This window comes from Nocardia sp. NPDC056541 (assembly GCF_042794235.1).
Lineage (GTDB): Bacteria > Actinomycetota > Actinomycetes > Mycobacteriales > Mycobacteriaceae > Nocardia.
The window spans coordinates 167,865-189,684 of record NZ_JBHTUD010000001.1 but is presented as its reverse complement, the minus strand read 5'-3'; the positions used below and the strand labels follow the sequence as shown (position 1 = coordinate 189,684).

21 protein-coding genes and 1 pseudogene are annotated in these 21,820 nt (G+C 65.1%); 12 read left to right on the top strand and 10 right to left on the bottom strand.

The window, feature by feature from the left end:
* Positions 1 to 37: 37 nt before the first annotated feature.
* Complete coding sequence (locus ACFQ9R_RS00825; RefSeq protein ID WP_378987379.1) at positions 38 to 229, bottom strand: ferredoxin; 192 nt, start codon at positions 227 to 229, stop codon at positions 38 to 40.
* Positions 226 to 1,653, bottom strand: coding sequence for a cytochrome P450 (locus ACFQ9R_RS00820; RefSeq protein ID WP_378987376.1), 1,428 nt, complete (start codon positions 1,651 to 1,653; stop codon positions 226 to 228). Before ACFQ9R_RS00820 ends, ACFQ9R_RS00825 begins: the two co-directional genes overlap by 4 nt.
* A 109-nt stretch (positions 1,654 to 1,762) precedes the next feature.
* Between ACFQ9R_RS00820 and ACFQ9R_RS00815 the strand changes: the two genes are divergently transcribed.
* Together ACFQ9R_RS00815 and ACFQ9R_RS00810 are read left to right on the top strand one after the other, a co-directional pair.
* Positions 1,763 to 2,413 (top strand): TetR/AcrR family transcriptional regulator, encoded by a 651-nt coding sequence (locus tag ACFQ9R_RS00815; protein WP_378987373.1) that lies wholly within the window; start codon positions 1,763 to 1,765, stop codon positions 2,411 to 2,413.
* A gap of 812 nt (positions 2,414 to 3,225) precedes the next feature.
* A complete protein-coding gene (locus ACFQ9R_RS00810; RefSeq protein WP_378987370.1) occupies positions 3,226 to 4,278 on the top strand; it encodes a peptidoglycan-binding protein in 1,053 nt (350 codons plus the stop codon).
* A 52-nt stretch (positions 4,279 to 4,330) separates the two neighbouring features.
* Here the strand turns inward: ACFQ9R_RS00810 and ACFQ9R_RS00805 are convergent, their stop codons facing one another.
* From ACFQ9R_RS00805 to ACFQ9R_RS00795, 3 genes are all read right to left on the bottom strand, one after another.
* Positions 4,331 to 7,681 (bottom strand): DUF4185 domain-containing protein, encoded by a 3,351-nt coding sequence (locus tag ACFQ9R_RS00805; RefSeq protein WP_378987367.1) that lies wholly within the window; start codon positions 7,679 to 7,681, stop codon positions 4,331 to 4,333.
* A 425-nt stretch (positions 7,682 to 8,106) separates the two neighbouring features.
* Positions 8,107 to 9,162, bottom strand: a complete 1,056-nt coding sequence (locus tag ACFQ9R_RS00800) for a hypothetical protein (RefSeq protein ID WP_378987364.1) — start codon at positions 9,160 to 9,162, stop codon at positions 8,107 to 8,109.
* A gap of 12 nt (positions 9,163 to 9,174) precedes the next feature.
* Positions 9,175 to 9,816 carry a hypothetical protein gene (locus tag ACFQ9R_RS00795; RefSeq protein WP_378987361.1) on the bottom strand — a complete coding sequence of 214 codons (642 nt, stop codon included), beginning with the start codon at positions 9,814 to 9,816 and terminating at the stop codon, positions 9,175 to 9,177.
* Between the two features lie 39 nt (positions 9,817 to 9,855).
* Between ACFQ9R_RS00795 and ACFQ9R_RS00790 the strand changes: the two genes are divergently transcribed.
* Positions 9,856 to 9,939 carry a group II intron maturase-specific domain-containing protein gene (locus tag ACFQ9R_RS00790; protein WP_378988448.1) on the top strand — a complete coding sequence of 28 codons (84 nt, stop codon included), beginning with the start codon at positions 9,856 to 9,858 and terminating at the stop codon, positions 9,937 to 9,939.
* Positions 9,940 to 10,008: 69 nt separating this feature from the next.
* Here the strand turns inward: ACFQ9R_RS00790 and ACFQ9R_RS00785 are convergent, their stop codons facing one another.
* Positions 10,009 to 11,514, bottom strand: a complete 1,506-nt coding sequence (locus ACFQ9R_RS00785; RefSeq protein ID WP_378987358.1) for a hemopexin repeat-containing protein — start codon at positions 11,512 to 11,514, stop codon at positions 10,009 to 10,011.
* 525 nt (positions 11,515 to 12,039) lie between these two features.
* Between ACFQ9R_RS00785 and ACFQ9R_RS00780 the strand changes: the two genes are divergently transcribed.
* The 4 genes from ACFQ9R_RS00780 (at position 12,040) to ACFQ9R_RS00765 (ending at position 15,269) form a co-directional block, all read left to right on the top strand.
* A complete protein-coding gene (locus ACFQ9R_RS00780; protein WP_378987355.1) occupies positions 12,040 to 14,196 on the top strand; it encodes an MMPL family transporter in 2,157 nt (718 codons plus the stop codon).
* 63 nt (positions 14,197 to 14,259) lie between these two features.
* Positions 14,260 to 14,526, top strand: a complete 267-nt coding sequence (locus ACFQ9R_RS00775) for a metal-sensitive transcriptional regulator (RefSeq protein WP_378987352.1) — start codon at positions 14,260 to 14,262, stop codon at positions 14,524 to 14,526.
* Between the two features lie 46 nt (positions 14,527 to 14,572).
* Positions 14,573 to 14,815, top strand: a complete 243-nt coding sequence (locus ACFQ9R_RS00770; RefSeq protein WP_378987349.1) for a DUF2892 domain-containing protein — start codon at positions 14,573 to 14,575, stop codon at positions 14,813 to 14,815.
* Positions 14,816 to 14,843: 28 nt separating this feature from the next.
* Positions 14,844 to 15,269, top strand: coding sequence for a DUF302 domain-containing protein (locus tag ACFQ9R_RS00765; RefSeq protein ID WP_378987347.1), 426 nt, complete (start codon positions 14,844 to 14,846; stop codon positions 15,267 to 15,269).
* Between the two features lie 494 nt (positions 15,270 to 15,763).
* On the opposite strand, the gene ACFQ9R_RS00760 is transcribed toward ACFQ9R_RS00765, so the two are convergent.
* Positions 15,764 to 16,426 (bottom strand): response regulator, encoded by a 663-nt coding sequence (locus ACFQ9R_RS00760; protein ID WP_378987345.1) that lies wholly within the window; start codon positions 16,424 to 16,426, stop codon positions 15,764 to 15,766.
* Positions 16,423 to 17,538, bottom strand: coding sequence for a sensor histidine kinase (locus ACFQ9R_RS00755; RefSeq protein ID WP_378987342.1), 1,116 nt, complete (start codon positions 17,536 to 17,538; stop codon positions 16,423 to 16,425). Before ACFQ9R_RS00755 ends, ACFQ9R_RS00760 begins: the two co-directional genes overlap by 4 nt.
* Before the next feature lie 220 nt (positions 17,539 to 17,758).
* On the opposite strand from ACFQ9R_RS00755, the gene ACFQ9R_RS00750 reads away from it, so the two are divergent.
* On the top strand, positions 17,759 to 18,178 hold the full coding sequence (locus tag ACFQ9R_RS00750; protein WP_378987340.1) for a DUF6223 family protein: 420 nt from the start codon (positions 17,759 to 17,761) through the stop codon (positions 18,176 to 18,178).
* A gap of 104 nt (positions 18,179 to 18,282) precedes the next feature.
* Here the strand turns inward: ACFQ9R_RS00750 and ACFQ9R_RS00745 are convergent, their stop codons facing one another.
* Positions 18,283 to 18,693 carry a VOC family protein gene (locus ACFQ9R_RS00745; protein ID WP_378987337.1) on the bottom strand — a complete coding sequence of 137 codons (411 nt, stop codon included), beginning with the start codon at positions 18,691 to 18,693 and terminating at the stop codon, positions 18,283 to 18,285.
* Between the two features lie 40 nt (positions 18,694 to 18,733).
* Positions 18,734 to 19,132: a low affinity iron permease family protein gene (locus tag ACFQ9R_RS00740; protein WP_378987334.1), complete on the bottom strand. Its 399-nt coding sequence runs from the start codon at positions 19,130 to 19,132 to the stop codon at positions 18,734 to 18,736.
* 129 nt (positions 19,133 to 19,261) lie between these two features.
* Here ACFQ9R_RS00740 and ACFQ9R_RS00735 point away from each other — a divergent pair.
* The 4 genes and pseudogenes from ACFQ9R_RS00735 to ACFQ9R_RS00720 all read left to right on the top strand — a co-directional run.
* Positions 19,262 to 19,906 (top strand): annotated as a pseudogene (locus ACFQ9R_RS00735) (energy-coupling factor ABC transporter permease); the annotation flags it as partial.
* A 9-nt stretch (positions 19,907 to 19,915) separates the two neighbouring features.
* Positions 19,916 to 20,329 carry a PDGLE domain-containing protein gene (locus ACFQ9R_RS00730; protein ID WP_378988446.1) on the top strand — a complete coding sequence of 138 codons (414 nt, stop codon included), beginning with the start codon at positions 19,916 to 19,918 and terminating at the stop codon, positions 20,327 to 20,329.
* Positions 20,330 to 21,091, top strand: coding sequence for a cobalt ECF transporter T component CbiQ (gene cbiQ, locus ACFQ9R_RS00725; protein WP_378987331.1), 762 nt, complete (start codon positions 20,330 to 20,332; stop codon positions 21,089 to 21,091).
* A complete protein-coding gene (locus tag ACFQ9R_RS00720) occupies positions 21,088 to 21,807 on the top strand; it encodes an energy-coupling factor ABC transporter ATP-binding protein (RefSeq protein ID WP_378987328.1) in 720 nt (239 codons plus the stop codon). Before cbiQ ends, ACFQ9R_RS00720 begins: the two co-directional genes overlap by 4 nt.
* Positions 21,808 to 21,820 lie beyond the last annotated feature (13 nt).

Here is a 21,820-nt window from a genome sequence, read left to right as displayed (position 1 = left end):
GGTCCCTACCCGTGGCCAGGGCCGGCGCGAGTGTGCTTCAGTCGAACAGGCGCAGGGCCTCCACCGGGCAGCTGTCGACCGCCAGCCGCACGTCGTCGAGTTCGGCTTCGGCTACCTGTTCCGTCAGCACCGTCACGTTGCCTTCGTCGTCGACCCGAAATATATCGGGCAGCAATGCTTCGCACATGCCGTGGCCCTCGCAACGGGTGCGGTCGGCGGCGATCTTCATGCCGACCCCGAGGCGCCGAGGTGTTCGAGTCGGATGGGTAGGCCATCGAGGGGGATAGGGCCGGTCGCCCAGCCCATCGGCGGCGTGTAGTCGGCGGGCACGGTCCAGCGGTAGTTCAACAGCATGCGGTGCATGATCGCCTTGACTGTCATACCGCCGAAATAGAGTCCGATGCATTTGTGTGCGCCACCACCGAAAGGGGCCCAGGTATAGCGGTGAGCCTTGTCCTCGTGCCGTTCGGTCGTGAACCGTTCGGGATCGAACACGTCGGGGTCGTTCCACCAGCGGGCCTGGCGCATGGCCGAGTACGAGCCGATCATCACCAAGGTGTCAGCGGGGACGAACTGACCCTGAATCGCGGTATCCCGCACGGTTTCGCGGATCTGCTGCCCGACAGGGGAGTACATCCGCAGAATCTCTTTGAAGACCAGCTCCAGGGTCGGCAGCCGGTCCAGATCGGCATAGTCGAGTGACTCCTTGCCCAACGCCTGCGATTCGGAGCGCAGCCGGTCCTGCCATTCGGGATGCAATCCGAGCTGATACCCCATCATCGACACCGCGATCGTGCTGGTGTCGTGCGCGCCGAGCAGGACGAAGATCAGATGGTCGACGATATCCTGGTCGGTGAACGTATGACCCTCCTCGGACGCGGTGCGGCACAACACGCTGAACAGATCCTCGCCATTTCCCGCGCGTTTGGCAGGTAGCTCGCGACGACAATAATCCTCCAGCACCGCGCGCCCGCGCAGTCCGCGTGCCCACAGACCGCCGGGCAGATTCGTGCGCACCAGCGCCTGGCCGCCCCGCACCGCATCGATGAACGCCCGCTCCAGCCCGGCGGCCTCCGACCCGAGATTCGCCCCCATGAACACTTCCGAGGACAAGCTGAGCAGCAGGCGTTTGGCCGCCGGATAGAGCTGGAAATCGCGATTCGGTGTCCATTCGCGCATACCGCGCGCAATGGCCGGACTGGTGATATCGAGATAGCCGACCAACCGCGGCCGGGTAAAGGCCTGCTGCAAAATCCGACGGTGATAGCGGTGTTCCTCGAAGTCGCGCAGCAGGATGCCGCCGTGGAAGAACGGGCCGATGAAGAAGGTGTAGCCGCGTTGCGCGGAATACACTTTGTCGCGGTCGGCGAGTACCTCTTCGGTGGCTTCCGGTCCGGCGACCACGACGACGCGCCGCCCGGCAATCCCGACCCAGTGCACCGGCCCGTATTTGTCGAAGCGGCGGCGGGCGAAATCGAGACTGTCGCTCATCGCGGGTATGGCGTGCCCGATGACTGGGACACCGTAATCGCCCATGATCGGCCGTAATCCGCTGTCGGGCAGCGGGTCTGCCAGCGCGCGGGTCTGCGAGGGATATCGCTCGGCAAGAGCGGATACGGCGGATTTGGCCCGTCGGCCCAGGGTGGACATCATGCTCGTGGTCCTCTCGCACCGTTGCGATGTGGTGTGATCTGGACCATACAGGAATCAATCGTTTCCGTAAACGGTTGATTCCTATTTCTGTTGCGGCATACTGAGGTGTGTGACACGGGCAGCGACCGGCATCTATCGCGGCACCTCGGCCGAACAGCGACGCGACGAACGCCGCCAGCGGCTGATGGACGCTGCCCTCGACATCATCGGCACCCAGGGCTGGGCCGCGACCACCGTGCGCGGAGTCTGCGAACAGGCCAAGGTCGGTCCGCGGTTCTTCTACGAGAGCTTCGACGACCTCGACGCACTCGCCGCCGCCGTGCACGACGAGATCGTCGACACCGCGATCCGCAGCTCACTGGACGCACTCGCCGCCGCACCGGAGGATATCGCAGCCAAAACGCGGGCAGCCGTCACCGCCATCCTCAATTCCGTCGTGGACGACCCCCGCCGCGCCCGCATCGCTTTCGCCGAGGCGCACGGCAGCGAAATCCTGATGCGCCGCCGCGCCGCCGCCATGCGCACTATCGCCGATGTCGTCGCCGAACAGGAACGCGCACTGTTGGACCCCCCTGCCGGCAGTGAAACCCTGGTCAGTGCGGTCTCTCTGATGATCACCGGCGGCGCCGCCGAATTGGTCCTGGCCTGGCTCGACGGCGGTATGGAGATCAGCCGCGACGAACTGATCAACCTGTGCGTCGAATTCGTGCTGACGTTTGCCGACAACCTGACCACGATGTCCGCCCGATTGGCGCATTGAATGCACGCGCTGATTACGCATTTCAGCTTCGCCGGCCAAAGCTGCTCGGCGACTTCCATTGGCCTCGCAGGACGTGGTTGATCTGGTCGGGCTGGTACGCCTGCACCGCACGTTGGGGAACAACGGATATCGCCGAAGAGATCTGCAACGCGCTCTCCGTGCTCGCCGATTTCGAGCCCGATGCGCAATGGGCGCGAGAGGTGATTCGTGCCAGGCCGAGGCCGTATGCCCATATGCTGTCCACTCCATAGCCATCGCCCTCGATTAAGACCTGATGGACGACCACTATCACGCAGGCCCCCGAGCCTTGGACGCTGCCGCCTGCTCGGCACCCTGGGCCTGTGTCGAAGTCCCATCCGGTGTCTCCGACCCGATGATCGGAGCGTCCGCTGGGCTGAGCGGAGAAGATCCACTGGTCCTAGGTGTGAGCGTCGGGAGTTCGCATGTCAGCGGCAACGTTGATCACACTGTGCCGCAAGCAAGTTAGTTCATAGCAACAAATCGGTCTCGACCTCTATCCACTAGTCGAACTTGGGTGGATGATGGCCGAGAGGCTAGCTCTCGATCTCCGCCCAACTTTTCTGGTCCCTCCCCTGCGGTGCGGACTGCCCTTACAGAGGGCGTGCCAGTCACATTCCTTCGTTCGATTTCGTGAGTTCTGCGCGTGAGCCGATCAGGTTCCAGAGTCGGCTTCCTTGCGACATCAGGATGGAAAGGTACTCCGATCATGGCGATCAAGCGGAGATCAGGGTGACAGGTCTCGAGCGGAACAACGGCGGGGTGTTGCCACTGGGAGTCGGCGGGCTGGTCCGATGAGCGTGGTACTCAGGCCCGGAGATCGTGGAGACCTCGTCGGGGTGCTCCAGGCGACGCTGAACCGTAACTACCCCCTCTACTCCAGATTGGTCGTAGACGGGGAATACGGCCCAGCCACGACCACGGTCGTCGCGGAGTTTCAGCGCCGGGCGGGACTCGATGTGGCCGAACCCGGCACGGCCGACACCACGACATTGCGCAGGCTCGGACTGAACTTCGACCGGCTGCCACCAGCCGGGACCCGGCCGTTGTACTACAGTTTCGCCGGCACGTGGGGCCATTGGAGTCAGGGACCACCGTTCGACGTCGGCTCGGCGCTCGAAGGCGAGCGCCGGGTCCGCAATCAACCGGTCGCGTACCCCGCCAGTGGATTTCTCAATCCGGACCCGCACACCAGCTACCGGGAGTCGGTCGCGCTCGGCGTCGGGGAGGGGATCAGGCTGATCCTGCTGAATCCCGGCCCTTTCATCCTCGCGGGATACAGCCAAGGCGCGGAAGTCGTGGTGCGGCTGATGATGCTCATGACAGACGGCGGGCCGCTCGCGCACCGCGCGGACGATCTGCGGCGCGTGATCACCTTCGGGTCGCCGTGCCGTCCGCCGGGACGCACGCTGCTGGGTAACAACCCGCCGGGGGCCGGAATCTCCGGCGACTACACGCCCCAGGAATTCCGCGACCGCACCTTCGATTTCGTGCTCGACGGTGACATGTATGCGACGACGACTGACGACACGCTGCTCGAGCAGTTCTACGACCTACTCGTCCAGGCGGAGCTGACGGTGCCGTTTGCGGTTGCGGTGTTGCAGTTCCTGCAATCGAACATCCTCGGTGGTGGTCTCGGTGGCCCGCTCGGCAATGTCGGCCGAATGACCGTGCCGACGGGACTCGGTGGCGTCGACTTCGTCAAGGCCGTCCGAACCATGCAGGTCGTCTCCGAGTTCCTGATCCGTAATCCGCATGTTCACTATCACGATTGGCCGGACTTCGACGGCCACACCGGAATCGAGCGCGCCGAGCAAGTCCTCCGCGACATCACGTCGCCCGACTAGCTGAAGTCAGACCTGCTCATAACCTGGTGGAAATACTCGCCGATCCCGCCAGCTATCGGACGGGAATCTTGAAGTGCATTGCGCGGTAAGGCCATCCGTCGGTGGTCTTCCACTGCGACACCAACAGGTGTAGGCCGGCGTCGAGGGTGGATCCGGGGACGATGCACGGGCCGTAGAGTTGCGCGACCCTGTCATTGCCCTCTTCTCCCCATGCCGACCCGCGAATGGGTGTCGTCTTCGGCACCTGGTAGAGGTTGTCGGTGGGAGTGTCGAGCAGACGCAGGTCGATATCGTAGCCACCGGTGGTGGAGGCGTCGAAGTTGACCAGAGCCCATTTGTTCTGAATTCTGCGCAGGCACATCTCGCCGAACTTTTCCGCGGAGGGCTGGCTTTCGAGTACCGGTGTCGGTGGGTTTCCCCAATTCCAGCTGCCGTCGCGCCAACCCCAGCCGATGTAGGCGCCGGGGTCGGTGATCCGGTCCTGGCGGACGCGGCGCAGGATGACCCCCTTGTCGCGTTGGAATCCGGTGGAGAAGACGTACACCCACCCGTCGTCGTCGCGTTCCCAGGTCCACAGCTGCGCGAACCCGTTGTGCAGGCCGGCGTCGAACTGGGCACCGGTGTGCCGCCAGGACTTTCCGTCGTCGCTCGACGTCCAGATCTCGGTGCGCACCACGTTGCCGAGGCCCTGGTTGATCATCACGTGCAGGTAGATGTCCTGGCCGATGGTGATGACGTCGGAGGGCAGCGCCGTCGTCCCTCCCGCGTGGTCGTAGGGCCACAGTTGCTGGGCGTAGTTCGGAACCGGTCCCGCGGCTTCGTGCCACACGATTCCGTTGTCCAAATTCGTTGTGTCGGAGTACAACGCGACCGGCGAGCGCCAGTCGTCACTGCCGACCATCGGGTCGCGGAAGGTATCGCCGAAGACGGCGAGAATCCGGCCCGAGGGTGTACGGGTCATCACCCCGAGATCGGTTGCGGCCATACCGAACTGGTCGGTGTGGCCGGGGCCGGTCGCGTCGGTGATCTTGCGTGTGCCGGTGGGGACGGCAGCGGGGGCAGGCAACCGCCAGCCGTCCTTGATGACGCCGTACCACTCACCGGCGTAGACATGGCCGGTGACCGGCCAGCCCTGTGCCATCTGCATCGCGGTCGCAGCGTCGCGGGTGGCGTCGTCGTACACGCTGGTCTGTGCAATTCCGAGGGCGGCCTGCCAGCGGCGCAAGCCGTCCTTCGATGCTTGCGGCTCGTTGCCGAACCTGTTCGACCACGACTCCTGCGGCCCGGACAAGGGACCCCAGTAGTGCCCGTTCGGCAGTGGGAAACGGTCGGGGTCGTCGGGGATGCCCGCGTATTGCTTTGCCGCGGCGAGGACGACATCGTAGGGAAAGGTGTCGGGGACGTCCCAGTGGGTGCCGTCCTTGAAGCCCCTCAGTTTCACGGAACCGTAGGTGTAGTTGTTGTGGCTGGAGACGCCGTGCATGTCGTTTCCGACACCGGCGATGTCGACCCGCTCGATCGGGATGTGGTGTTCCCCGGATATTTTGGCGATGGTGAAGGCCACCATGTCGAGCATCTTGTCGTGCTCGAGCCACACGGAGCGCTGCTTCGGGTTCGATTCGACATTGGGGCTCGGACTGGTGGTCCACCGTGGAATCGCGCCGGAGGTCCCGACGAGGGCGATATGCACCGAATCCTGATTCTCGTCGTTGACGCCGCGCACCGGAACGCTCCAGGAGGCGTTCTTCGTGGAGACTGTCTGGATGATGTGGTTGTCGTCGACGATGTAGTGATACGACCCGTCCTGCCTGGCCGCTTGACCGTCGGCGACGTTTTCGGCGCGGCTGATCCAGTCCTGATTCTCTGTGGTGTGCAGGTAGATCCGCTTGTATGGGCCATGCCCGGAGCGGGAGCCCGGCCCGGCGTGCCAGGCGATGTCGTAGCCGTCGGGTTCGCGCACCGAAATCGGGTCGGGAACGACGATCGGTTCTGGAGTAACGGGCTGGGCGGCGTATTGCCATTGCCCGAAGTCGGCGGTGAGGGTGTCGTTGACGTCGACGTTGATCCCAGCGACCTTGACGTTGTCGCGCGGGTGAATGAGCCGCTGGAAGAGGCAGGCGTGCTCGGAGATCGTGCCGAGCGGCCTACCGCCCAGCCAGGTGTTGGGTTGCCACAGGAACCGTTTTCCGCTGCCGTCGCGGCACGTGCCGACGACGTCGTCCTCGACTGCCCAATCGCACGCCAGGTATTTGCAATACGCGCCGACGCGCTCCTTGCCCAGCACCGACGCCGCGCCGCGCAGATAGTGGATGGCCATGCTGTTCCACTCGGACAGCGACAGATCGTCGTCGATGGAGAAGAAGATCGGAGCCTCGGCCGGGCCGCCGCAGTGCCGGTGCCACGCGTCGGCGGCCTGGGCGTCGGCGACACCGCCGTCGAACCCGCGGCGCCAATCGGCAGTGGCGTTCTTTCCCTTTTGCCAATTGCTGACAAGGGGCATCTTCAGATCGAGATACCCTGCGGCTTCCTCGGGAGTGAGTTTCTTGTTGATCAGGCCGCGTTCAGGTGAGTCCACCAGGTAGCGAACAGCCCCGTGGTATCCGTCGGCCTTCACTGCCTGCGCCCCGGGGCGGGCCGCGGCGTGATCGACCAGCTGCATCCTCGATGGACGCTCCCCGGGCGAGGTGCTGGTGAATCCCGCCCGCCAGGTCGCCGGGCCGATCAGTCCATCAGGGGTGAACCCATTCGCGAACTGCACCGAACGCGCCGCGTCGGCGGTTGTCTGGTCGTAGACACCGGTCTGTGGCAGGCCCCGCGCCTGCTGCCAGCGCTTCAAGCCCGCAATCCACTCGGGCCGTTCGCTGCCGTGACGCCCGGAGATCGACGAGGCGGGGCCCTCCAACGGTCCGTAGAAGAACCCTCGCGGCAGTGGGAAGGCCTCCGGGCTCGACCCGTCGGTACCGGGGTCGGGTTGCGTGCCGGGGTCGACCGCACCCTCGAGGAAAGGCTGCGGATTCCTCGGTTCACCGCCGATGCGCCCGGGCGGGCCCCACACCTCGAAATGCAGATGCGGACCGGTGGATTGGCCCTCCGACCCCACACTCGCGATCTGTTCGCCCTCCCGGACCCGATCGCCTTGCTTCACCAGAATGCTCGCATGACGCATGTGTCCGAAGATCAGATCAACACCGCGGCTGTCCTGTGCATCCAGCCACACCCAGTTTCCGAACCCCGACACCGACCCCGGTGGGCGTTCCGCACCCTCGACGACCACACCGTCCACCGGTGCGAAGATCGGCGTGCCTGCCGGTGCGGCGAAATCGATACCGTCATGGTCAGGTCGATCCGGCGTTCGAAAGCCCGACGAAATCCGGAATGTGCTGTGCACTGGCCTGGTAGTCATGGAAGCCTCCTCGCTTCGTCGGTACAACGGTCTGGCCACTGTTCGAGACTCTGATTGTCGTAACGAGGGGGTGATGATCACGCGCGTAATCCACTACTCGAATTCTTCGACGGCGGTGTCATGGCGCCAGGCGACTGAGCGGGGTGACAATCACGTCGTGACCATTCCCGATTCCGGCGGTGACGCAGTCATCGACCGCCTTTCGCTGGGCGATGCGATTGCGCAGCTGCTGCCTGTGCCGAATCTCTGCCCGTAACTCCGTGCCCGCTCGACGTTCATCCGACCTCGAGCGCTGGTCACCCACTCAGTGGTGGGTTCTCGAGGAGTATCCGTGCGCTCGCGTCAGGCCCTGCGCATCCACCGAAGCCACCAATTCTCTTGCAGACGTGAATATCTGAATCCGCGCGTACATGCGCCGCCGCACGCTAGCTCGGATTGCCGAACCATGGTGGTACCGGGCCTCCGGTCAACCGCTCGAGTTCCTCCGCCACAGTCTGCCGGTCGAGCGCCAATGCTTGCCGCATCTCGTGTGCGGCAAGATCATACAGATCGTGACGCCCGTACTCATGGGCGATGCGCATGGTCTGAAGTAGCGGTTGAATGCTGCCAACTATGTTGCCGCCCGCTGTTGTGAATATCCCATAGTTCAACAAGCTCTCTGCCAGCTCCTGATCGAATTTCTTGTGATCGAATTCGGCCAGTCGAACGTATGACTCGATCGCCCGTTCTGTCGACGCTACCGCTTCATTCCACTGGCCTTCGGTCGCCAGTTGGACTCCCCTGTTGTGCAGCGCGGCGGCCTGTCGCGGCACCTTGTCGACGTATTGTCGACAGCTGGTGTCGTGCGGGTAGCGCTCGGTGATGGCCCTCCATCCGTCCATGACCTCGATCGGCATTTCGGCGGCCGAGCAGTATTTCACGTAGTCGCGCAGGTAGGCACGGTAGTTCGGCTCGATGTCGATAACCCGCGCCATCAGGTTTGCCGCCAGGTCCGGGCGACGCATGGAGTTGAGGACTGATGCGCGGTTGAACAGTGCGACGGTGTGGTCCGGCCGCGTCTCGAGAACACGCGAGAACATGTCGGCGGCCTCAAACCATTCACCGGCCACCATGAGTCGCTCCGCAGACATGATGTCCTGACTCGGCGCGGGTTCATAGGGGCCTACGTAGTCCTGGATGTACGCGACTCCGCCCGGCAGATCGACCTCCATGAGACTGGGCACCACTCCTTGTCCCTCCATAAGGTCGTCGAGAGCTTTGACAGCCAGTTCACGGCCCAGCTCCTGTCGGCCCGAGTCGGCGTCACGATAGATCGCGAGCACATTCAGGTGCAGACCCGATCTGGCGTTGCGCAGCACATGGACGAACTTCGAATAACCCGAGCCGAGCTGGGGACCGATCCGATACAGACAGCCGCGGATGGTTATCCCCTTCCCTTCGTACTCCTCGGGATCGTGCTTGCGCACATCAAGCATCTCCACGACACACCACGCCTACAGCGCCGCTCCGGGCGATAAATCAGCGCCCGACAGCTGGAGGTAGAGCGGAGTTCCGGCGATGTCCGTTCCATCTACACCAAGTAGCGCGAAGACGGTGGACATCCTCATTTGCACCTGGCCGCCGAAGAAGCGGTAGTTGCCCGAATGCAGCAGGAAGGTTCCGTCCGGCTCAGGCCCTTCGCTGAAGAAGCGCAGCGAGCAGTCCAAGAGCAGATCGCGGCCGCCGAACGACGAACGAATTGTTACAATGTCCGCCGCAGTGGGGTTCTCAACCGGTATCTCAATCCGGAAGGGGCCATCGTAAAAGTAGTATGTCCCGCTCTGTCCCGACGAGATGGCTTCTCTGATATCGGGCACGTCGCCGTGGTCCGCAGCTATGGTCAACAGTACGTCCCTGAGCTTCTCGAAATAGGCAAGCTTCACCCTGCGTTCCCGCTGGATCACGTTCTTCCGCCCGTAAGTCATGCTGCCGTTGAACAGGCTGACAATATGGCCGAGGGACAAACCCATGCGGACATCTCGAACACCCGACTGTTCGGAGATCACCTGCTCGGTAAACTCGCTACTGCGCTCCGGATCGAGCTGCCCGTGCAGACTGTCCACCTTGGTTCGCGAAATGTAGCAGATGTAGTCCACGCATCCTCCGGTCACCGATGACGGCCTGCTGATCCTTACGTGATCGTGGGTCTCAACCAGATTCTGCGCGGCTGGCCCAACTACTTCAAGTACGTCGCGATCAGAGGACCGGTTCATATTTGACGTCATTCCTCGAACGCGTTGATCAATGCTGGCACTACGGACAAGACACCGTCGTTTCGACATGGCTGGCTATACCCAAGAGTCTCGGAAATCGGCCGGCCAGCCCCATGCGGAGATGTTTTTGGGGTAGCCGGGATCGATGGTGCCGGGGCCGGTGTCGCCGCGGGTGACCCGGATGTAGCGATCACCGACGAAGAAGTACGTCTTCGGGCCGCTATCCAATGCCGCGTCGATCCCGTTCCTGCCGAAGTTGCCCCAGCCCCATGCGGAGATGTTTCTGGGGTAGCCGGGATCGATGGTGCCGGGGCCGGTGTCGCCGCGGGTGACCCGGATATAGCGATCGCCCGCGAAGAAGTACGTCTTCGGTCCGCTCGACAGCGCAGCGTCGATTCCGCTTGAACCGAAGTCGCCCCAGCCCCATGCGGAGATGTTTCTGGGGTAGCCCGGATCGATGTCGCCCTGGCCGGTGTCGCCGCGGGTGACCCGGATGTAGCGAGTGCCCGCGAAGAAGTACGTCTTCGGTCCGCTATCCAACGCGGCGTCGATCCCACCCCACAGTCCGAATAGGCCTTCGCCGAAGCTGCCCCAACCCCATACAGAGATGTTCGTGGGGTAGCCGGGATCGATGGTGCCGGCGCCGGTGTTGCCGCGGGTGACCCGGATGTAGCGAGTGCCTGCGAAGAAGTATGTCTTCGGCCCGCTCCGCAGTGCCGCCGCCTTCGAACTGGGCAAGCCTTCGTTGGTGTCGTAGAGCGGGGGACCGACCACCGACAGGTCTCTGCAGTTCTTCACAACCTGCTGATTCTCCGGAGGTGCCCACGGCCGCAGCCCGGTGCCACCGGCCCACGGTTGGATACTCGACAGGATCGTCGGGTCGGTCCCCTCGCGACCGTATATCCGGTCCGGATTTTTGCGCCATGCGCGACCCCGCGCGGTCTGCCATTTCGCCCACAGCCTGTCGACATTGGAATGCAGCAGGAACACGAACGGATCGTGGAACGCAAAATGTTGTTGGCCGATGGTTCCACCGATATAGCTGTGCGCGACGTCGTGCGCCATCAGTCGCAGGGCCTCACGCATTCGTGAGAACTGTTCGGCCTCGGCCGCGTCGTTGCCAGTGCCGATGAGGGCGGCATCCGGCGGGACCGCTGGCAACCCGGACCGCACGGCACGCCAGACTCGCTTGTGACCGTTGCCCTCGGTGCTTTCGAAGTCTTGGAAAGGACGTCCCGCATCACCGTTCGCGCTGCCCATGAACTCGGCGGTGAAGAGTCTGGCTCCATCGGCACTCGAGGTCGGATCGGTTGTCCAGTCCCAGTAGTGCAGCGACAGCGAGGGATCAACCTCCCGGAGCAGTCGTTCGAGCCGATTACACAGCTCACGATGCCACGCCAGGAATGCCGGGGTGCCATGCACGTGGGTAGCTTGGTGAATCGCATTCTGCTTGTCCCAGTACGACACACCATCGGGGTATCGCTTCGACGCGCTGAGCGCTATGAACGCATCACGTAATCGGTTGCGCTCAGTCTCGGAAATTTCAGCGACATTGCGCCGGATCAGATCGTTGAGGGCCATCACGCACCTCCTGTGCGGGCGGCTCGGGTGCCTGGGTCCGGAGGGTCCGAATCACCAGGACGAACCGCACCACCGAGCCTTCTCCGCACAGGGACCGAAAGAACGAGTAGTCGCTTACCCGAATCTGTGGTCCGCTGGGTTCTCGACACGGTCCAGCCGCCAGATTCTGGCACCGACTCTCCTGTCGCAGTTCCCTGCTTGTCGGGTCTGGGCGTTCGTTCGGCGTCGACCACCAGGCCTTCGGTGAGTTCGACGGCCGTCGAGGCTGCGCCGCCGACCAATAGCAGGTGGCTGCAGCTAAGAGGGAATCGCGGGACAGTCGGCGAACGTGCTCATAGACCGCCGGTGAAGGACCGGGCGAACTCGGAGATCCGGATCGGCTGTTCCAGGGCTGGGCATCGGGTGTGGTGGACAGCTCATCGATTTATATACCCCCGGGGGTATAACGTGGACCGGGAAAACCTATACCCCCGGGGGTATAGGTTCGGCTTCGGACAAGACCTAGTGCTCGAGAGGTGAAGGAACATGACGGAGACGAAGACAGCGCGGCCGCCGAGCATGGCTGGGCCCGGGCAGACGAGTGCAGGGGTGCTGGCACGTCTGGGGTCCGTGATGGCCGGTCGCGCTCGGGTCGTGTTCGGGATATGGCTGGTGGCGCTCATCGCGCTGGGCTCTGCGGCGCCGAGTGTGTTCAGTTCGTTGGCCGGTGCAGGATGGCAGGCCAACGGTTCGGAATCAGTGCAGGCCAGGGAGTTGGCTCAGGAGCACTTCGGTGGTAATTCCTCGGCGGCGCTGCAGGTCGTAGTGCATTCCGATACCGCGCGGGTCTCCGATCTGCAGATGCAGACAACACTGGGCGAGGTGGCTGCGGTAATCGCCGGTGATTCCCGGTTCGGAGCGATCGTCGACCCGCAACCGGGGATGACGATCAGCCCGGACGGGCACACCGGGATTCTGATCGCGGGGGCGAATGCGTCGACCGATGACATGGTGCGGGCTGTCGACGAGCACAAGGCAGCGTTGACCGCGCTCTCAGGTGACGGCATCGAGGTATATCCGACGGGAGCCTCGGCGTTGTGGAGCGATTTCAACAAGGCCAATCACGACGCGATGATCCAGGCAGAGCTGTTTTCATGGCCGGTCACGCTCCTGATCATGGTGCTCGCATTCGGTTCGCTGGTCGCGGCGGGTTTGCCACTGTTGCTGACGGTGGCCGGGTTGGTGGCCTCGGCTGGTGGGCTGGTGTTGCTGAACCAGGTGACCCCGATTTCGGTGTGGGCGATGAATTTCGCGATGATGTTCGCCCTCGCGCTGGGTATCGACTATGCGCTGTTCATGGTGGCCCGGTTCCGTGATGCACTGAGCCGGACCACTGATGCGCGGCGGGCGGTCGCCGAGACGATGGCCACCGCGGGCAAGGCGGTGGTGTTGTCGGGTTTGACTGTGCTGGTGAGCCTTTCGGCGGTGCTGCTGGTGCCGGCGCCTGCGGTGCGCACGATGGCGGTGGGGATCATGCTCGCGGTCGCGCTCGTGCTGGCCGCGACACTGACGCTGCTGCCTGCCGCGCTCGGCGCGCTCGGGGGCCGGATCAATGCGGCGGCGTTGCCGTATGCGACCCGTCAGCAGCACCGCTCGCCATGGTTCGCCCGGTGGGGCCGGTTGCTGCACGAGCGTCCGTGGCCGTTCGCGATCGCCGGGGCAGGTGTGCTGATCGTGCTGGCGCTGCCGGTGCTCGGGTTGAAGGTCGCGATGCCCTCGATCCAGGTGGTACCCGACGAGGCACCGGTGCGTCAGGGTTATGAGCTGGTCCAGCGCCAGCTCGGTGCCGGTGCGCCCGGCGCGCTACAGATCATCACCCCCGCCGAGCAGGCCGACAGCACCGTCAAGGCGGCGGCCGGCGCCGGAATCGCGATGGTGACGCCCGCGCAACCCGCCGCCGACGATTCCGGGTGGGTCATGATGCAGGCTCTGCCCGACATGGATCCCTCCGACGAGCGCATGGGAACAGTGCTGGAGCAGTTGCGGGATCGCTTGCCCGACCAAGCCCTGGTCGGCGGCGCGCCCGCGGAGAACCTGGATCTGCAGCAGGCCCTGAACGACTATCTGCCGATCGTTGTCTCGGTGATTCTGGTGCTGGGGTTCGTGTTGCTGCTGGTCGCGTTGCAGGCCCCGCTGATCGCCCTCCTGGGGACCCTGGTCAGCCTCGGCTCCACGGCCGCGGCGTTCGGGGTGGCGAAGCTGATCTTCCAGGACGGCCACGGCGCCGGGCTGCTGGGATTCACCCCGCAAGGGTTCCTCGACGGGTGGGGTCCGGTGTTCTTCTTCGCCATGATCTTCGCGATCGCGATGGACTACACCGTGTTCCTGCTGGCAAGCGCCAAAGAACAGTTCGAACGCACCGGGGATGCCCGGACCGCGGCGGTGGAAGGGCTGGCCCATTCCGGGCGGGTCATCTTCGCTGCGGCGGCGGTCATGGTCGCGGTGTTCTTCACCTTCGCCCTCGCCGAGCCGCTGCCGCCGAAGGAAATGGGCATCATCCTCGGTGTCGCGGTCCTGCTGGATGCCCTTATCGTCCGGCTGGTCCTGCTGCCGGTCGTCCTGCGGCTCACCGGGCGCGCGGCCTGGTGGTCACCGGCCTGGATGCGTCGGGTGCTTCCGCGAATCAGTTTCGCCCATCACTGACACACCTGCAGTAATACCCCCGGGGGTATAGTGGGTGGTCGGACGGATATGAAGGAGAATGCCGTGGTCGGCGACGAAGACAGCATTGCCCAGGTTCTCAACCGGCTGCGCCGGGCACACGGACAGCTCGCCGGGGTGATCACCATGATCGAGCAGGGCCGTGACTGCAAAGACGTGGTCACCCAGCTCGCCGCGGTCTCACGCGCCCTGGACCGGGCGGGGTTCAAGATCCTGGCCACCGGGCTCCGTGAATGCCTCGATGAATCGAAAGAGTCCGGTGACCCGTTGACCGTCGCCGAACTCGAAAAACTGTTCCTCGCCCTGGCCTGACCCGGGAACCATCCTGGGCGAGGGCGGATCCGAGAAAGGGAGATCCATGTCGACCTCACCGCTGACCGGCAGAAGCTGGACCATTGCCCGGCTGGTGCCGTTGCTGGCCGGGACCCTGGTCCTGGTCGGCACCGCGGCGGCCGCGACGATATCGGCGTGGTGGCTGATCGTGCCGGCACTGGTGGGAGCCAACCTGCTGCTCTACAGCGCGGTGGGCTGGTGCCCGGCCACGCTGCTCATGCGCCGCGCGGGGATCACCTCGGGCGTCTGCTCACCCGAACTCTCCTGAAATCTTACGCAAGGAAGGTGATTACGTGATGGACATCGCCCTGTCGACCACATTGCACACCGGCTTCGACCGCGCCGTGGAGGCGGTCCGGGAAGCTCTGGCCGAGCAAGGATTCGGCATCCTCACCGACATCGACATGGCGGCCACGATCAAGGCCAAACTCGGCCACGATATGGAGGACTACCGCATCCTCGGCGCCTGCAACCCGCCTCTGGCGCACCAGGCGGTCGGCATCAACCGCCAGATCGGGCTGCTGCTGCCTTGCAATGTCGTCGTGCGCCGCGACCCGCACGACACCGAGCTGATCCACGTCGAAGCCATGAACCCCGAGCTCATGGTCGAGGTCACCAGCGACGCGCGACTGCGCCCGGTCGCCGCGGACGCCGCGGCCCGCTTGGCAGCCGCACTCGAGACTCTCGACCGGCACGCAGGCCCCGGCCCTTCGCAGCGGTGAATGCAGTCGGCGTGCACGCTCAGGGCGAGGCTGCGATTGAAGCCGACATGGACTTCTCGGTCCAGGGCACCGGGTGTAGTGGATCGCGGCCGTGCAAAGTGGAGCGCTCGACGGTGAACCTGGCCGCGGCGGGCGTTGCGGAGTTGATGCATAGGCATCAACTCCGAACGTGTCGGAGGATCGAGCTGCACCTCATCGTCCGCCCCGATCCGGTCCTCGCGCCGCGCACCGTCTACGAGGCCAAGGCCGGTCGCTGGCTTCAACAGTGGCCCGAATTGACCGTCATGCCCTGGCCGACATCGGCACCCACATCTCGAGCAACTTGATATATGCAGACAAACTTCGACAGAACGCAATGTGGCACTCGGCGGTTGTGCCCGCCGTACGGCACCGCTGGTGGCAGGAACATTCGAAACCTGCGCTATCCCTCTTCAGTTGGGTCCGCCAGCATCCGGTAATGCCGAACTATCGCGCATCGCGGTTGGCGCCCTACCTCAGAGATTTCGCGGAGCGACCAGCCCTGATTCGTAGGCCAAGACGACGAGTTGGGCGCGGTCGCGGGCGTGGAGTTTGGTCATAGCCCGGTTGATATGGGTTTTCGCGGTGAGCGGGCTGATGACCATACGGTCGGCGATCTCCTCGTTGGACATGCCTTGGGCGACGAGAGTGACGGCCTCGCGTTCACGGCCGGTCAGTTCGTTCAGCTTCGTCGCATTGTCGGTGCTCAGCGGCTGAGAGACGTACCGGTTGATCAGCCGACGGGTGATCGAGGGTGCGAGCAGAGCATCACCGCGGGCAGCGACGCGAACGGCATGCAGAAAGTCTTCCGGCAGAATGTCTTTGACGAGGAATCCGGCGGCGCCTGCCCGCAGAGCGTGGAAGATGTACTCGTCCAGGCCGTAGTTGGTGAGGATGACAACGTGCACCTCGGCCAATGCGGGGTCTGCCGCGATCTGCCGTGTCGCCTCGATACCGTCGAGGACGGGCATCTGGATGTCGATGAGCGCGATGTCGGGTAGGTACTGGCGAGCCAGAGCCAGGGCCTCGCTTCCGTCGGCGGCCTCGGCCACCACTGTGATGTCGTCTTCGAGGTCGAGCAGAGCCCGGAATCCGCTGCGAATCAATGGCTGGTCGTCGACGAGCAGGACACGGATCATGAGGGATCAACGGGCAGTTCGGCGTGGACGGAGAAGCCGCGTTCTGGCTGGGGCCCGGCGTGCAGGCGCCCGCCGAGAGCTGTGACGCGTTCCTGCATTCCGAGTAGGCCGACACCGTGTACCGCCCCGCTGCCCGGCCGCAATCCACCGTCGTCATCGACGCGCACGATCACCGCGTCGGGGCGGTAGTCGATGCGGACCGAGGCCGTCACGGCGTGTGCGTGCCGGGAGATGTTGGTCAGCGATTCCTGCACGATTCGGTAGACGGTGCGGTCCAGCGCGGCCGGTAACGTCGGGTTTTCTCCTGTGATGGTCAACGTGGCGTCCAAACCCGTTGCGCGAGCACGTTCCACCAGTTCTGGAACGTGGCCGAGTCCGTGCCGAGATGCGTTGACGTCCTCGCGCAGGGCTTCCAATGTCGCGCGAAGTTCCCGGGCAGCTTCCCGGCCGGCTTCCCGGATCGCCAGCAGTGTCTCGGGCACGTGTTCGCCTTTCTTGTGGGCGACGTGTACCGCGGCCTCGGACTGGATCTTGATGACCGAGATCTGGTGAGTGAGCGAGTCGTGCAGTTCCCGTGCGATATGCAACCGCTCCTCGTCCGCGCGGCGTCGTGCGGTCTCCTCGCGGGTGCGTTCGGCTTCTTCGGCGCGCCGCTCGGCTTGGCGCAACGCCTCGCCGGCCGCGCCGGCAGCGACCAGCCAGGCCAGTTGCAGCGCATCGCGTGCATGGGTGAATGCCTCGCCCACAGCCCAGTCGGGGTGGGCGAGCAGCATTGCGAAAGGCAGCGTGAGCACGAGCAGTATCGAACCCGCCACCGCGACCAGCCGCTGCCCGGCCCGGACTGTGGCGTACACCGCGACCAGGAACCCGATCGCGGGGACATCGAAACCGGTGGCCTGATAACCCAACACAGCCGAACCCGACATCGCCAGAACGGCGACAGGAGCCTGGCGGGCCATCGCGAGCGAGAGCCCGGCGATCGTCAACAGCGCATAGCCCAGCACGTCGAGATCGGCAGGGTCACGGTGTGCACTCAGCCCGGTGCCCAGCAGCACGGCCGTGACCGCGACGGCGACCGCCCCGTCCGCGATGTCGATCCGCGCCCTGCTCATGGGTGCACCCTAGCCGCAATCGCATGGCAGCAAATCCGGCGGACAGACGATAAATCGTCTACTACGAACGCAGTAATTCCGCAGCGGCTACGGCAGCTGCGGCAGTCGGCTGCCGCACCGATGGCAGCGCGAATTGTCCACGCCTGCACGATGATCGGCGATGCGATAGGCGGACATGATGAAGCGGAATCGAGCCACCGAACGTTTGAAGGAGCACCCGATGTCCGCCCGCCATCTCCCTGCCGTCGTTGCAACAGCGCTGTTCGCAAGTATCGCGGTTGCTGCACCAGCCACAGCTTCGATCCACCACAGTGCCGCCACCACCGGACTGACCTCCGGTCGACTCGGACCCACCTCGACTGCGCTGCTAGGACTGATCGCCGTGGTATTCGGCGTCCGTGTGTTGGCTCGGGTCGGCCGAAACGGTCCCGGCAACATCCGGAACCAGGCAGTGCTGACGCTGGTCTCAGGGCTGATCAGCCTGGCTCTGGGAAGCTGGTTCGCGGCCACCGCCGAGGGCGGCCCAGGTACCGGCAACGGGATAGTCGGGGCCTGGGCCGCCATGGTGTTCGGATTGGTCGCGCTGGTCCTCGGCGCGCTGGCACTGAACCGATATCGCAGTGTCGACCGCATCGGCTGAGCTCGCGCAGTTCGAGTATTCGACTGCTATCGAGGTCGCTGGGCATCAGCGTGCGGCGGGCGAGGGAGACGAGCGCCTCGAGGACCACGACCGCGAGGCCCAGATCATCGATGCTGTTCTGGCGCCGTGGGCCTGTGCTCGGCGGGTTGGAACAACTCGATCAGATTGCCGGCGGGGTCGGCGAGCAGGATCTGGCTTCCGCCGGGACCGGTGACGGTCTCGGTGCGGAATTCGACGCCGTCGTTCCTGAGGCGGGTGATCTCGGCGTCGAGGTCTTCGACGACGAGGTGGATGCGATTGGCGCCGGGAGTGGCGATGTCGGCGGGGGTGACACGCGCACCGGAACTTGCCGGTCCGGACAGCAAGAGGCGCAATGATCCTCGGATGACGTCGGCGAAGGCGGGTGCGGCGTTGATGTGCACGGTGAAACCGAGATGACCGGTATAGAACGCGATGGCGGCTTCTACGTCATCGACGAGATAGCGGACGCCGACGAATTCGGTGGCTGAGGTCATGGCGCGCTTCCTTTCGAGGGGGTGTCGAGGGTTCCTCCAGTCAGTGGCGCTCTTCGAGCCCGACAGCTTCTCGTAGCCGATCCGCGGCCGCCCGGAGTTCGGGATCAGTGGACGCGGAGGATTCCAGGAGCGCGGCCAATGCCTCGGCGATGACATTGAGTTTCTCTTGCGCGGCCTCGCTCGCGCGGCGGCCGGCGTTTTCGAGCAGCACCACCAACAGCAGCGTGAAAACGCTCGCAACGGTGTGAATGGCAACCTGCCACGTTTTGAGGTCCGTCCACCACGGCAAGCTGATCAGCCACGCCGTGACGATTCCAGCGCAGATGAAGAAGAACGGAGCCTGACTCACGCGCAGTTCCGCCTGTTCGACGAACCGGTCGAAGGGCGAACGGCGGTCACCCCCGCCACGGCTGCGCGCGGCTTCGCTGCGGCGCTCCATCATCGAATTCTAGTCGCATCTACCCCCTGTCGCAGCCGGACTGATATCGCGGTCGGACATTCCTTTATCTGTTCACTTGGACAGATAAAGGGCGTAGTGTTCTGATAGGTGAACGGCAGCACCGTGGCAATGCATATGAGCGACGGGATCGTCGATGCGCCGACGTCGCTGATCTTCGCGGGGATCGCGGCGGTGGGGCTCGGGCTCGCGAGCTGGCGGGCGCGCGCCGAACTCGACGAGCGCGCGGCGCCGATGGCCGGGCTGGTGGCCGCGTTCATCTTCGCGGTCCAGATGGTGAACTTTCCGATCCTGCCCGGTGTGAGTGGGCACCTGCTGGGTGGGGCGCTGGCCGCGATTCTGGTCGGGCCCTACCTCGGGGCGTTGTGCGTGGCGGTGGTGCTGGTCGTGCAGGCGCTGCTGTTCGCCGACGGCGGGCTGACCGCACTCGGCACCAACATCACGAACATGGCCCTGATCGGTGTCGGCGCGGGATACCTCGTCGCTCGGGCCGGGACAGCGTTGCTGCGGCGGCGCAGCGACACGGGGGTGGGTGTCGTGGCATTCGCCGCCGCGTTCATCGGAACCCTGTGTGCCGCGATGGGTTTCGTCGTCGAGTACGCAATCGGCGGGGCCGCGGGTTCCACGGTCGGGGCGGTCGCAGGGTACATGTTCTTCACCCACGCGTTGATCGGGATCGGTGAAGGCATCATCACCGCGATCACCGTGGTGGCGGTGGTGAGCGCACGACCGGATCTGGTCTATGTTCTGCGTGCCGCTGGGCCGGTGTCCACGTCGGCGTCTCCCGTTCGTCTGCGGGTGTCCTTCACCGGTTTCCTGTGGGTGTTCGCCGCGGCCGCGGTGCTCGTCGCCGGCGGGCTGTCCTATGCCGCGAGTTCACAGCCCGACGGGCTCGACGCCACCACCCGACGCGGGTGCACCACGGTCGAGGTGAACGGGGCCGAGGAACTGCACGGTGAGTGCATCGCGCGCAGCGCCGAGGAACACCGGTTCGCCGGTTCTCCGCTGGCGGACTACGCGATCGACGGCAACAGTGATCTGGCCGGTCCGGCGGGCGTGGTCGGCGTCGGGGTCGCCTTCGCCGTGCTGTTCGCGGTGGTCCGGATCGGCCGAAGCGGATCGCGTTCTGGGGGTCGGCGCGATGACGTCGCGGCGCGGTCGGATGCGGAGCCGGAGTAGGTGAGCGCCGCGGTCCACCGGCTGTATCTGGCGGGGAATTCACCGGCGCATCGGGCGCCGACCGAGGTCAAGATCGTGTGCGCGGTGGTTGCGGTGTTCGCGGTCGTGGCGACACCACGAGAGTTGTTGTGGCCGTTCGGCTGTTATGCCTTGGGCTTGGTGGCGCTGTGGCGGTGGTGGGGAATCGGGTTGCGCTGGATCGGGCCGCGTCTGCTCATCGAGTTGCCGTTCGTCGTGTTGGCGGTCCTGCTGCCTTTCGCCGCCGGGGAACCCCGCACCGACATCTTCGGGCTGTCGCTGTCGGTGACCGGCCTCTACGCAGCGTGGGGCATCATCGCGAAAGGCACTATCGGCGTGGGCATCTCACTGACCTTGGCCGCGACGACGAGCGTGCGCTCCTTGCCCGAAGGGCTGACGCGGCTGCACGTGCCCGGCACGATCGTCATGATCGTGGTCCTGATGCTGCGCTATGTCGACGTGCTGGTCGCCGAGGCGGCGCGGATGCGGCTGGCCCGCATCTCCCGCGGCGACGACCCACACACCCTGCGCCAAGCCGGTGCGACCGCACGCGGCGCGGGCACCCTGTTCCTGCGATCCTACGAACGCGGCGAACGGGTCCACCTGGCCATGCTGTCGCGCGGATTCGACGGCACCGTGCCCGATGTCGGCACCCCGCCCGCCACCGGCAGGCAGTGGCTGCTCGGCTGCCTGCCCGCGGCCGCCGCGATCGCTGTCTGCGCGGGTGCTTGGATGGTGCGGTGACCGAACCGACGGCGCCGGCGGTGCGTGTGGTCGAGCTGACCTTCGCCTATCCCGACGGGACCGGCGCACTGAACGGGGTGAATCTGCAGATCGCGCCGGGGGAGCGGGTGGCCGTCCTCGGGCCCAACGGCGCGGGCAAATCCACCTTGATGCTGCACCTGAACGGGGTGCTCACCGCCACATCGGGGCAGGTGCACATCGGCGGTATGCGGCTGGACCGCAACAGTGTTCGCGCCATCCGGCAGCGGGTCGGGGTCGTGTTCCAGGACCCCGACGACCAACTGTTCATGCCGACCGTGGAACAGGATGTCGCGTTCGGTCCCGCCAACTTCGGTGTCCGCGGCGAAGCCCTCGCCGAACACGTCCGCGAGGCGCTCGCCGCGGTAGGGATGACCGACAGGGCCGGGCGTTCACCGGCGCACCTGTCGCTCGGGGAACGCCGCCGCGCCGCGCTGGCCACGGTGCTGTCGTGCCGACCGGAGGTCCTCGTTCTCGACGAACCGGCCGCCAACCTCGATCCGGTGGCACGTCGCGAGCTGGCCGAGATCCTGCTGTCGCTGCCCACCACCATGCTCGTGGTGACCCACGATCTGCCCTACGCGCAACGGATCTGCGAGCGGGTCGTCATCCTCGACGCCGGTGAAGTCGTCGCCGACGGCCCCACCGCCGACATCCTCGGCGATGCCGCGCTGCTCGCCGAACACCGACTCAGCTGAGCGTTCATCCGTC